Origin of the sequence: Fibrobacter sp. (assembly GCA_012523595.1) — a bacterium.
In the GTDB taxonomy this organism is placed as follows: Bacteria; Fibrobacterota; Chitinivibrionia; order Chitinivibrionales; family Chitinispirillaceae; genus JAAYIG01.
This window is the reverse complement of sequence record JAAYIG010000124.1, coordinates 26,372-38,744: the sequence shown is the minus strand read 5'-3', so window position 1 is coordinate 38,744 and position 12,373 is coordinate 26,372. Positions and strand designations below refer to the sequence as shown.

General features: G+C 41.3%; 10 protein-coding genes. 5 read left to right on the top strand and 5 right to left on the bottom strand.

Annotated features, from left to right (window positions below; all coding sequences use genetic code 11):
* Window positions 1–149: 149 nt before the first annotated feature.
* A complete protein-coding gene (locus GX089_08650) occupies window positions 150–341 on the bottom strand; it encodes a hypothetical protein (GenBank protein ID NLP02549.1) in 192 nt (63 codons plus the stop codon).
* A gap of 65 nt (window positions 342–406) precedes the next feature.
* Window positions 407–1,519 (bottom strand): dockerin, encoded by a 1,113-nt coding sequence (locus GX089_08645; protein ID NLP02548.1) that lies wholly within the window; start codon window positions 1,517–1,519, stop codon window positions 407–409.
* Window positions 1,520–1,721: 202 nt separating this feature from the next.
* On the opposite strand from GX089_08645, the gene GX089_08640 reads away from it, so the two are divergent.
* Window positions 1,722–3,245 (top strand): GntR family transcriptional regulator, encoded by a 1,524-nt coding sequence (locus GX089_08640; GenBank protein ID NLP02547.1) that lies wholly within the window; start codon window positions 1,722–1,724, stop codon window positions 3,243–3,245.
* 263 nt (window positions 3,246–3,508) lie between these two features.
* On the opposite strand, the gene GX089_08635 is transcribed toward GX089_08640, so the two are convergent.
* Window positions 3,509–4,579, bottom strand: coding sequence for a T9SS type A sorting domain-containing protein (locus GX089_08635; GenBank protein NLP02546.1), 1,071 nt, complete (start codon window positions 4,577–4,579; stop codon window positions 3,509–3,511).
* A gap of 253 nt (window positions 4,580–4,832) precedes the next feature.
* Here GX089_08635 and GX089_08630 point away from each other — a divergent pair, with 253 nt between their 5' ends.
* Window positions 4,833–6,059, top strand: a complete 1,227-nt coding sequence (locus GX089_08630; protein NLP02545.1) for a lipid-binding SYLF domain-containing protein — start codon at window positions 4,833–4,835, stop codon at window positions 6,057–6,059.
* Window positions 6,060–6,451: 392 nt separating this feature from the next.
* Window positions 6,452–7,540, top strand: coding sequence for a glycosyltransferase family 4 protein (locus GX089_08625; protein ID NLP02544.1), 1,089 nt, complete (start codon window positions 6,452–6,454; stop codon window positions 7,538–7,540).
* 81 nt (window positions 7,541–7,621) lie between these two features.
* Here GX089_08625 and GX089_08620 read toward each other — a convergent pair whose 3' ends face one another.
* Window positions 7,622–8,953, bottom strand: a complete 1,332-nt coding sequence (locus GX089_08620) for an endo-1,4-beta-xylanase (protein ID NLP02543.1) — start codon at window positions 8,951–8,953, stop codon at window positions 7,622–7,624.
* A 514-nt stretch (window positions 8,954–9,467) separates the two neighbouring features.
* Window positions 9,468–9,953: a hypothetical protein gene (locus tag GX089_08615; protein NLP02542.1), complete on the bottom strand. Its 486-nt coding sequence runs from the start codon at window positions 9,951–9,953 to the stop codon at window positions 9,468–9,470.
* Window positions 9,954–10,237: 284 nt separating this feature from the next.
* On the opposite strand from GX089_08615, the gene GX089_08610 reads away from it, so the two are divergent.
* Together GX089_08610 and GX089_08605 are read left to right on the top strand one after the other, a co-directional pair.
* A complete protein-coding gene (locus tag GX089_08610) occupies window positions 10,238–10,948 on the top strand; it encodes an isoprenylcysteine carboxylmethyltransferase family protein (protein ID NLP02541.1) in 711 nt (236 codons plus the stop codon).
* Window positions 10,949–11,565: 617 nt separating this feature from the next.
* Window positions 11,566–12,159 (top strand): zf-TFIIB domain-containing protein, encoded by a 594-nt coding sequence (locus GX089_08605; protein ID NLP02540.1) that lies wholly within the window; start codon window positions 11,566–11,568, stop codon window positions 12,157–12,159.
* Window positions 12,160–12,373: the final 214 nt, after the last annotated feature.

Below are 12,373 nucleotides of genomic sequence, written 5' to 3'. Positions count from 1 at the left end.
GCTGTTTCAGTAACGGATTACCATGTTCTTTTCTGGCCATAACTGTAAACCTCCATTGGTGTTAAATGGTTAAAATAATCCATACACCAACTATTCTGAGGTTTACACAAATTTTTCAGCACTCTCTGCAGAAATGAAAAATGAAGCTTCTATATTTTATAATCCATCTTCAACTGCTCCAGATCTTGTATCAGTTCATCTTTCATCGTGAGTGTATAGATTCTGGCAATTGCTCCCTGGTTCTGTAATGCTACCAGTTTCCTCAAGTCATTTGCGCGTGCACGCCAGGTTACACCATCCGTTACAAGGAGCAATGTAGTATCATGTCCTTTTTTCCTCAATTATCCTTCGGAAATCCCCAAGAACATCGGTCTGTTTACTACCTGTAGCTCCGTATGCTTTTGCTTCAATGAGAATGCATGGGCATCGTCTTCATATAGATCCCAGATGGGAGTACCGGCGTTTTTGTATTGTGTATGATCCGTCCCCGTAAATCGTAAACAGTACTGTTCGAATTTGACAAACCAAGTGAGAGAGCGCTTCGGTTTCCCCAAACGGATTGTCTGTTTACAGCGCGAAAATCACCTGCAGTCTTTGTATTGCCGATTTTTGCTATACCGGTTTTCCATGCATTTAATGCAGCATCACTGGTATTTACTGCCCAGTCAGCTTCTGCGCTTTTACTCTGGTTGAACCACATCAATGCAAAGATTCTGGGGAATTTGGAAGGGATGTCATTAAACATGTCGGTAATCCATTGGGCTTTATTGCCGCCATGCTCTGAAGAGGAGAATTCGGCGATGAAAAGAGGTTTTGATGAGATTGAAAGTGCGTTGTACGCGGGTGTAAAAACCTCGGTGAAACTCTGCCATCTGGACCAGCTTTGTGTTGTACCCCAGTTATAACCATCGATTGATACCATGTCAACCCAGTCATCTCCCGGAAACCATCCGGTAAAAGTGGCTGAACCGCTGTTGGTGGCATTGGTAGTCCATACCCATTTAACATTTGTTACACCGGCGTCTCTGAATATCGTTACAACATGTTTCCATGCATCAATAAGTGTCTGATTTGTATTTCCCGCGCCGCTTTTGGCTATTCCCCAATCATACCAGTCCCCATTTGCCTCATGAAATGGACGGAGCCAGATTTCTTTACCGTAAGACTTTATGCCTTCAGCATAAGCTTTCAGATATCCATCCGCTTTGCCGTCGATTATCTCTTTTGTCGTATACCCGTTTGCCATCCATGTTATAAGAAGTATGGAATTGTTGGCAGCAGCGACATCAGCATAAGGTTTTGACCAGGCCCAGTCATTCATATCCCAGAGGACAAACAGGCTTATGATGTCTACATGACGATCCTGCATAGTCTGAAATGCCTCAACATTGCTCTTTGTAGGTTGAGGATATGTTCCGGGGCCTCCAACCCATGCCCCGATTTGCTTAAGTTCTGCAGAAGATACTGACACCATCATGAGCCCTGCCATAACACATTCAATTAATAGTTTGCATTTCATAGTATACCCCATTCTGTATTGGAATTTACGGTTTAAATCAATTATTGCTGTCACTGATCAATTCAATTCTTACTTGTTACTATCCATGAAATATTGCCAATCGTTTAAAATATAGTAGTCAATAGGGCAGTTTGGCAGAAGCATAAATACATTTATTAATTTTTTGTTATACTGTTATATTAAATATGAGGCCTGGTATCCTATGGCAAGAAAAAGATCGCCTGTTTTGCAGGATGCAATTGCAAAGATCCGGACTTTAATTGAAAAATCTTCAGACAAGAGTGTCCTGCCATCAATTCGCTCACTGGCAAAATATCTTGATGTTTCACCGGTCACAGTGATACGTGCTGTCGATGTACTCAAAGGAGAAGGGCTGATATCAAGCAGGTGGGGAAGAGGTCATTTTAAAGCAGGGGAAAAAACTGCTTCTAAAAATGATGTCAAGATCCTCGAGTACGGGAAATATCAGAAAACACTCAGAAAGTTCAAAGAAGATATTCTTAAGGGAACGTATAAAACATACCTTCCGCTTCCTTCTATAAATCAATTGAAAGCAACTTACAACGTAAGTTATCCGACAATAAAAAAAGTTCTTTCAACTTTGCTTGATGAAGGAATACTTAAGCTCAATGGGGCGCGATACTGTTTTTTCACCGACCGGCGTAAGACAAATCAGCGGATTGTAATTGTAGCGTTTGGGTTGAGCAGGGATATGGTCAAAATTGAAACTGAACGTGAACGTGCGTTTTATCGCATGTTAGTATCATCAGCGGAGCGGTTCAATGTAGATATTGAAATTATCTGTTATAATGACTACCTGGAAAATCCCCGTTTTTTTACACCCGGAGATATGCCTTTCGATCACTATCTGAAAAGATCAGGAATCTGTGGAATCATTTTATCGTCATATCATATGAATAATTCCGCAGCGTGTCTTTCCCAATTATTAACATATAATATTCCGGTTTCCGCCTGGATCGAGGACAGCAGAATACTTGGTACTGTGGAAAGGTTTGGAAAACATTATAAAAAGTTGACATTCTTCGATTCAAGTTACTCGACTATACCGGGAAATGATGTCGGCCGGTATCTGCTTGAGAAGGGACATCGGCATATAGCTTTTATATCTCCTTTTCATGGCAGTCCATGGTCGCAGAACCGGCTGAAAGGATTAAAAAAAGCTTTATCCTCCTATCCGGAGGCAAGCGTATATCAATTCACTGTTTCGGAATACAGTAACGATTATTTCTATCTGGAATCTGTTCTTGAGAAAGATGCTTTCAATCATAAATACATTACAGATAATATTGAAAATCAATTACATGATTTCCTCGCGCCACGCATTTCGGTAATAAAGTATGAGCATGATACACTGCTGAGGGATAACGCGATATTTACAAACATAAAACGTGCTGTCGATCAGATAAATTCAGACCCGTCAATTACTGCCATTGTTTGTGTCAATGATCTTGTCGCGTGTTTAATCACTGATTACTGGAACTATAATCAGGTTCCGTTTAGTAAACGTCCTGCAATCATAGGCTTTGACAACTCGTTTGGATCTTTTCAGAGGCAGATCAGTTCGTATGAATTTAACACACAGGGTGAAATACAAAACATGATCAGCCATCTTTTATACCCGGATAATTCACTGTTTTCCGGAAATAAGCCGGTAATAAGGTTGAGCGGAAGAGTGATCGAACGTGCAAGCATGTATGGACATTGATATAAGCGGATAAACCAATTTACAGAGCAAAAGAAAACAGGAGAAGCAGGGTAGGGGTTTTTTGAGTTGCTGATCGCAAGTAGCTATCAGTTAGATAAGTTCTTTCCCATTATATAGAGAATTGCGGACGTCGTGGTACAATAGCAGCGAGGGCACACCATCAATATCCCCGGGCCCCAATGCAACTGTAAAACAGTGAGTACAGTGTATTACAGTTGCGTTACAGTTGTTGGCAAGGTTGTAACTTGCAACTTGTGACTTTCCTATTGTCTCGTCAGCATTATTTGTGAGATGTAAGCCCTGGAACTCCCGCTTTGAAGCTTCAGAAAATATTCGCCAGCCGCTATTCCGGAAAGATCCACGTTTTTATAACTGTCATCAACGCCAAATGTCAATTTCCTGACAAGTTGTCCTTTCAGGTCGAATATATTCAGCGTATTTACGTTGGAGTGCGATCCAGGAAAATCAATTCTCAGTATGGATTTCTCCACTAAAAACCTCACATCAGTAACTCTCAGGTTGTTTCCCTGAAAAGGTATGGAACTGGTTTGTCCCAGTGAGTATTGTTTGCAAAAATTCCAGATCTCCTCACTCGAATTAGTTCCGGCTGCAGCATCAAGAGAATACCAGTGCCCTTTTCCCGCATTGGTAAGTAAAACAACAGCAACATTGTCTCTTCCGGGGCCCCAATACGTTTTAGTTGTCAAAGAATTAGCTTTATTTGCCGGATAGGGCTTGGTAACCTGTGGTGTCGCAGGACATCCATTATGTTTGCGCCAGGCTTCCATCACACCCGCCACCCCGCCGTATCCTACCACATCGTCAGCATCTCCATGGATATGGATAATTGGCATCGCTCTTGAACTGGCTGCAGTATTATTAAACAGATATCCTGAACACGGTGCAATAGCAGCAATCTTGTCTGCCATCTTGTTTGCAGCATGATAGCTCATCATGCCACCCATCGAGAAACCCGAAACATACACACGGTTGCGATCAATTTTATACTTGCTGTACATCGAATCGATTATCGTTTTCAGGAAATTGATATCGTTATCACCTGATATGTCCCAGGATTTATTGTTTCCATTGGGAAACACCACAACAAATTTATGCTGATCAGCGATACTTTCCCATTTTGATGCATTCTTCTGATATGCAGCGTCCTGGTTCATGCCATGCATCTGGATTATCAGGGCAGGATTGGATAATCCGCTTGGTGCGTAAACAATCATATTCCGTGTTGATGAACCCACTTTTATATTGGTCAGTTGCGAAAAAACACTGATATTGAGCAGCAAGAGAAAGAAAGGGAGATATTTTAAAGTTTTCATCTGGTTTAACCCTCCTTAACACGGAATATCTGAATCTAAAAATGTAAAGATTATTCAACTACATATTATAATAAACATTTTGCTTTTTTGCAGATCAATTTTTTTGCCCCCTATCTTCAATATAAATCCGGACTGATTCCCGTCTTTTCGGTCTTCAGGTATATCTATTGCTTATTAAAAAATCGCAAATGCGCTGCTCAATGCTGAACTGAGCCGATTGGCCGGAGAATCCCAGGGGGGAGAGGGGGTAGACATGCTTGAAGCTACGATTCATGAAGAAGTCGCAGCAGCACTCAATCGATTACAGGAAAAACATAAAGACCTCAAAGAAAAGTTGCAAAAAGCATACGGTTATGCAGTTTTCCCTTCGGTGGGAAGAGCTGGAGTTGTTTTGGGTGGGGCTTATGGACAGGGTGAAGTTTTTGAAGGAGGTAAACCTGTAGGTTTTGCAACCATGAGTCAGATAACAGTTGGTGTTCAGGTAGGAGGACAGACTTTTACCCAGATACTTACTTTCAGCAATAAAAAGTCATTTGAAAGATTTAAAAAACGGGGAAAATTAGGTTTTACTGCCAACGCTTCGGCTGTAATGGTTAAAGCTGCTGCAACCGCCACCAATAATGTTTCTGATGTGGAGGCCAGTGCTTATTCAATGGGAGGGATGTTATTAGAGCTCTCACTGGGTGGTTCAAAATTCATGTTTATTCCACCACTGGAGAAAATACCACAGAACAAACCTGCTCCAAAAGAACCTGAACCGGAAAAAACAGAGCAACCAGCATCAGAAAAACCAAAAGAAAAGAGTTCTGATGACAAGCGTGAAGATCCCGGCCTGGGATCATCAATAAAAAATGGTGTGGGGCAGTGGGCTGCAAAGCAGATGACAAAAGTACCTGTATTGGGAAAAATCCTGCCTCATAATGGGAAGCATAGAAAATCACCAGTCGATGCGATTGCTGGTATGGTGACCGGCGCTAAAAAGGAACTTTCCACTAATCGGGTATTAAGGCAGGAGGTAGAAGCGGTTTTAAAAATGATAGAGGAGGCTCATCCTCAGTTTAAGCATTCCATGGATCAGGCTTATGGTTATGCAATTTTCCCTTCGGTGGGAAGAGCCGGGCTTGTAGTGGGCGGAGCATACGGAAAGGGAGAAGTGTTTGAACAGAAAAAACTTATTGGCTATGCAGGGATAGTGCAATTGACCATCGGTGTACAGATCGGGGGAGAGACATTTGATGCTGTGGTGCTGTTTGCAGATAAGGAAGGTCTGGAGAGATTTAAAAAGGGAAAAATTGGATTTGCGGCAAATGCCGGAGCAGTAATCGTAAAAGCAGGTGCTGAAGCTACCACAAAGTATAAGGCCGATAAAGTTTACCTGTTTTCGCAGGGCGGACTGTTAATAGAGGCTGCAATAGGAGGTCAGAAATTCATTTTCCGGCCTGCAGTGTTAACCAGAAAACAGCCTGCAGAAGTAAAATAGCAGTGTTGCGTGAAGAAGGAAAGTATTGCTGTATTCTGATTAAGACAAATCCGTAGAGGCGTCCGGATAGGCACCTCTACCAGTGTCTGGTTGAAACTTCCGTTGGCACCGCCGTAACTGATTGTCAATACCACGTATTAAATCATTCTGATCTGCCAGATCAACAACCTCGTCGACCTTTGTGACATTGTATCCACCGGGTTTGTTACTGCCGGCATATTCGGCGTAGACATGGAATGCGTTCAGACTGTTCCGGCGCAACTATTATCTTAAGTGGCACGGGACGGGTTACGGTCGGGCAGTTTGCCTGGTATGGGCATCCATGAGGGACTTATTGTTATAACGGATGTTATAATGGATTGTGTAATCTTCAGTTTGAGAAAGCCTTAATTATGAATATCATGCTATTGACCTATCAGGGAGACATGGCTGGTTCGACAAATTCGATATCTTTTCTCGCGGAGGGCCTGGCACAGCGCGGACATACCGTAGTAGTGGGATGTCGTAAGGAGAGCCTTTTGTTTACCATGCTCAGCGGGACACCTGTAAATGTCATACCAATGGTATTCAATGGACGCTTAGATTTCAACAACGTACGTCATATTGCAGATGTTGTTAAAAAGTATTCCATTGAACTTATCAATGCACAATCGAGTTACGACCGTTACACAGCCATATTAGCCCGATGGTTTCACCGGCTCAACTGCAAAATTGTTCATACCCGGCGTCAGCCACCGCGCAGTGATGGCGGTTTTATTCAGCGGCAATTCTATATCAGGGGAACAGATAAGATAGTCGTTGTAAGTGATACATTAAAAAAGATATTCATCGATAAGGGCTATCCTGCGTCACACCTTGAAGCTATTTATAATGGTACTCCTGTCAGCAGATACAAAAACAGTGACAGCCGCCGTATTGAACAATTGAGAAACAGACTTGGTATTGCACCCGATGATATTGTTATCGGATGCGTATCACGCCTGAAAAAACAGTATCAGTTGATTCACGCACTGACACACCTTGACCCTTCATATAAGGTTCTTTTTGTCGGTATCGAGAAGAACTGTTTTGATGATTTGGCGCGTAGTCTTGGTGTACAGCAGAAGATTATTTATGCCGGTATGGTTGGCACTGATGAAGTCCTTGACTATTATAAGCTCATGAGTGTCAATGTCCTCCCGTCTACTACCGATGGATTCGGACTTGTACTGATCGAGGCAATGGCAAATGGAGTGCCTGTCGTGGGGACTGATTTTGGTGGAATAAGAGATGTAATCCGGCATGAGGAGTGCGGACTGCTCTTTGCAGATAATAACCATGAGCAACTGGCTGCAAGTATTGAGAGGTGTATTAAAGATAAGACACTCAGGGAGAAGCTTATCCGTAACGGTTACAAACGTGCACTTGAGGATTTTTCGATAGAACGGACGATTGATAATTATGAAAGCTTTTTCAGGCGTTTAATTGATACTGGTAAGTGAACCGAACCTTCATAAAAAAAAAGTGGCATGCCCCGAAGGAGCATGCCACAAAAACTGCAGATACTTTAATTCCGGAAGTTCTTATTTTGAAGCCACTAATTTTGACTGGTAAACACGGTTTTTACTGTCGATAACCTTTGCAATAAAAAAAACGTTTGCAATGTCTGATATATCAAAATTATGTGAGTAGTTCTGCCCGGCAACTGTCTGTATAACGGATTCCTTAACAAGATTGCCGTTCATAGTGTAAAGCTTAAGTGATGCTTTGCCTGTATTCAAAGCGTTAAAATTGACTTTCAAAATGGAACCGTTGCAGCTCATGGTCATCGATGATAAAGTTTCATTTTTAACCGGTTGTTTTACAGCCGTGCTTTGTGCTCTTTTAAGAACTGCAGCAAGTGAGTCGTAGGCCGGTTTCTTTTTATAATTGCTGTCAAAAATCAGTGCATCACCAGTTCCAGGGAAGGTTCCCGGAATCCATGAATGTTTATCGGTAAATCCCCAGAGCATAAAAGTTGTGGCACCTTCACTCTCCAAAGTGGCCTCAAGCATCGCTTTATACATTCTTGCCTGATCGATAAGCTCACTTTGATCTGTGGGGGTGGTAATTCTGACATCTGTTTCGGTAAAAACAACCTCCAGTCCAAGTTCGTTAAAACGTTTGATATTCTGCTTGAGGCTGTTTTTAAAATTGTCGCTCCACTCAGGTTCTGTGTGGTGTGCCTGAAAGCCAATACCATGGATTGGTACGCCATTCTCAACCATCTTCTTGATTTTGTTGTACATGGCTGTGGATTTGTTATTTATGGTGCTGTTATTGTAATCGTTGTAGAACAGTCTGGCGTCAGGATCAGCCCTGTGAGCAAAAGTAAATGCTGAATCAACAAAATCTTCTCCGATCTTATTAAACCAGGGATTAGTAGTTCTCATCTGGGGGTTGGCCCCGTTATCATCCCATAGTTCATTGATAACGTCCCATTGATAGACTTTACCTTTAAAGTGGGTCACGATAAGAGTTATGTGTTCTTTTAAAGCTTCAAGAGCCTGCTGACGGTTCCAATTATTGTTTCTGATCCATGTAGGATTCTGAGCATGCCAGCAGAGCGTATGACCGCGGACTTTGTAGTTATTCTGCATAGCCCAGTTGACCAGTCTATCTGCAGTCGAGAAATTAGGAGAACCACGGGTACCGTGAAGCGCATCCGGTTTCATCTCGTTTTCGCAGACGAAGGTGTTGAATTCACGGGCCATTACTTCATTGTATTGCTGATCAGAATTGCGATACCAGATGCCGGAGACGCACGTTCCAATATTGAAGTTGATTTTGGCTGCAAGGCTTTTCAGTGTCTCCTGTGCGCTGGAAACTGCAACGAGACTGATAATACAAAGAAAAACTTTTCCCTTTTTCCCCATTTTGCCTCCCCTTGAAAAAGTTTATTATTAATAATTAACCGCTTAAGCTTTAATATAACTGCCATATACCTCCGGGAGCAAGCCATTTGAGGGGGGTTTTATATGTATAGTTCAATGCTGTGTTATTGTGCCGTTGTCGTATGATCCGCGGGTAAATATGCTCAGTGGTCCTGTTGCGACAGCGATGATAAGCTTTGCAGTCCCACTGGACGGGTTTTGATTCGTGCATTTGATCTGGCCGGCAGACAGATTATGACTATAGTTGACGAGGTGCTTAAGCCTTGGCCATTATTAGATGCCATGGAAATTAAGGGGTACCGGTATGAGAATCATCCGGATGGAAGGGCAGGGATTTATACGCAGTAAAGAAGTACTGATCGTAAAGTAACGCAAAACAGTAAATAACCAGATAACCGGACACGGGGTTAAATTTGATTTAACACAGTGTCTGTTTTTTTTTACGCTCGTTATCGCCAGTGAAAATTTTCTTGAGGACGCAGCCAGGCCTCGACTATCAATTCTCGTTGTACCCAAGCCACATGGGGCTTTTCAGGTCACTGCTGTTTAGAATCTGATTGAAATATCCGATATTCATCTGAATGTGTCTGATCTGGCTGAGAATAATATCGAGGAATGTGGTTGCAGGATGAACTGAACTGTGTGTTGTCAATCGCTCGTCATCCATTTCAGAGAAGAAACGATCAATTTTCAGCTTTATGAGATTTTTATACGACAGTAATTCTTTTTTTGAAAGAGGTGGAGATGAGCAGGTCTGATCCATGTCTGCTGTATATGTATCAAAAAGAGATTTGAAATGATAGTCGGAGAAATCAACCATCCAGTGATCGATACTCTCCAGAGTGTGCAGTACCCGTTTCCAGATAGACTCGTTTTCTTCCTGTGCTACCCAGAATATATCAGGACATGATTCAATGACATTCTCCAGCATCTGAAATGAAAGGGACAGATGAAGCTGCAGTTTTTCGGTTATCGCATGCAAAATAAGCCCCCTTTTGATAAATGTACTAAAAAAGAGTATAACAAAGGTTGATTCTGAAAGTCAACCCTTACAGATAATGAAATTACTTTGGCACAGTTTCGGTTCGTGTTTAGATCGTTTTCCTTGACTTAGTTAAAAAACGGAACCGATATTCTATTCATGGCGTCAAACACCTCATCATCGGTTGCTGTAAACCATCATCTTCCGCACAGGAGCTGGAGCTAATACTGGGTCAACCGTTCAATTGATAGTTTAAGGCATCGCCTCGTCCCCACCTGGAGTAAATGGAGGAAGCCATGACTGAAAAAACCAAACTGACAAAAACTGGAATTAATGCCATTATATCACCTTTTCGATGGATAATTTTAATTGGAATTGTTTATTTCATCGCATCCGGTACAATCGAAACAATCCGAGCCTGGCTGTATATCGGGTTCCATATCATTGGTTCATTAGTTGGCAGTTTTTTATTAATCAAAAAAACTCCTGAACTGTTAAATCAAAGAGGCAAAATACAGGAAGGTACAAAAAAATGGGATAAAACAGTAATTTTAACATATTTTCTTTTTGCAATTATTATAACCCCTTTAGTCGCAGGATTAGATTCAAGATTTAAAATATCTTCATTACCATTTTATTATACTTTTATTGGAATGGGGCTTTATTTCCTGTCATTAGTATTTTCACTTTGGCCAATGTTGCATAACCCGTTTTTTGAGGGAACTGTCCGTATACAAAAAGATAAAAATCATAAAGTAGTTGATACTGGTCCTTATCGTATTGTGCGACATCCGGGATATTTAGGTATGCTTTTCGGTTCATTGCCTTTACCTTTTGCATTTGGTTCAATTTACAGTTTTATTCCTGTCAGTATAATGATCTTCCTCATATTTATGAGAACATTTTATGAAGATAAAACCTTACAAAATGAATTAGGCGGTTATAAGGAGTATAGTCAAAAGGTAAAATATTGTTTAATTCCTTTTTTGTGGTAATAAGTGGCGGGAATCAAGAACAGAATTGTCAACAGACACATAACAGGCAGAGCATAAATTTACTCCACTATCGTTCCGAAAATCTTCCTGCGGTTTGCAAACCCGTTACAGGGCATTATAAACAGGGGCTGCAATAGAAATGATAATTGATGAAAAAACCATAAAGTACACAAAAAATAGATACAAACTCTGAGTACAATTATTATAAGTTCAGTTTTAATCTATGCAGGTCTTTATAAAGGCATTCCAATATTACTGGATAAAGGTATTCAATTTCTACCGGCCTATCTGTTTGTTTCTTGCCTGCCATTTGTTTTGCTTTTTATAACAGCCCTGACACTGTATAAAATAGAAGGAAACAAATCGAATTGGTCTGATTTCTTAGTCGTATATCGAATTGAACTCTTTTAATCGCAAGGCGATTAATTTATGCAACCTTTGTGTTCTCTGCGTAGTTTTCAATCTTGATTGCCAATAAGCCAGAGTTCAAATTAAACAATCCCGATCCACAATCTACTTTACATTCCCCCCGGCATATTGGTATAGTTTAAATATCTGTTCAGGGTAAACCCGCACACCGTGGGAATTGAGATGAAATGATAAAAAAGCATTTAACCATGCAAAACATAAGAATCCAGTGTTCATGCGGACATCAGTTTAACAGCAGGATGAAAAACTGCCCGTTCTGCGGAGCAGAAAGGGTACTGAATCATGATGGGCAGGAGTATCTTTGCCCGGTTTGTGAATGCAGGCTGCAGGAACATGTATACAAGACAGAAACTGTCAGTATCTGCGGGAAATGTAATGGGCTCTGGTTGAGTAACGATGAACTGCAAATATTAACTTCAGAGAGAAGCGTATTCAGCGATGACTCGCTGCCACGGAAATATGTCAGAGGGCCCCTTGAGAAAAGAGGAAATTATGTAAAATGCCCGGTATGCAGAAAGCCCATGGTAAGAAGTAATTTCGGCAGGATATCAGGGGTAATTATTGATATTTGCGGGGATCACGGTGCATGGTTCGATGCAGGGGAACTGGAAAAGGTAAGAACATTTGTGGCAAACGGCGGCCTGCAGGTTTCTCAGGACCGGGAGATTGAGAAAAATAAAAGTGATATTGATCTTCTGAAATACAAAGTGAAAGATCTGGAGCTGATGGAAAAGATCCTCCACAAGTGGAAGTTAAAAAGATACCGGTATAGAAAATTTTAAAAAAGTATCTGTTCTCCTACGATTTATATCATTTAAAAACCTCTTTGCAGCTGAACTGGCGGTAAATTAAAACATATTTATAGCTTCTAAGGTATAGGCTTATATATATGAAGATAGTCCCAAGTCACGTGTCTATTCCGCTGCCGGCAGGCTTGTTTTGAATTTGTCGAAGTCACAACTGCTGGCATTCCACCGAAAGTAACGGCGGCTGTAA

What these genes read in the sequence shown, in the direction of transcription:
- GX089_08645 (NLP02548.1), bottom strand. Translation starts at nt 1,519, where the DNA reads ATGAAATGCAAACTATTAATTGAATGTGTTATGGCAGGGCTCATGATG.
- GX089_08640 (NLP02547.1), top strand. Translation starts at nt 1,722, where the DNA reads ATGGCAAGAAAAAGATCGCCTGTTTTGCAGGATGCAATTGCAAAGATC.
- GX089_08635 (NLP02546.1), bottom strand. Translation starts at nt 4,579, where the DNA reads ATGAAAACTTTAAAATATCTCCCTTTCTTTCTCTTGCTGCTCAATATC.
- GX089_08630 (NLP02545.1), top strand. Translation starts at nt 4,833, where the DNA reads ATGCTTGAAGCTACGATTCATGAAGAAGTCGCAGCAGCACTCAATCGA.
- GX089_08625 (NLP02544.1), top strand. Translation starts at nt 6,452, where the DNA reads ATGAATATCATGCTATTGACCTATCAGGGAGACATGGCTGGTTCGACA.
- GX089_08620 (NLP02543.1), bottom strand. Translation starts at nt 8,953, where the DNA reads ATGGGGAAAAAGGGAAAAGTTTTTCTTTGTATTATCAGTCTCGTTGCA.
- GX089_08610 (NLP02541.1), top strand. Translation starts at nt 10,238, where the DNA reads ATGGAGGAAGCCATGACTGAAAAAACCAAACTGACAAAAACTGGAATT.
- GX089_08605 (NLP02540.1), top strand. Translation starts at nt 11,566, where the DNA reads ATGCAAAACATAAGAATCCAGTGTTCATGCGGACATCAGTTTAACAGC.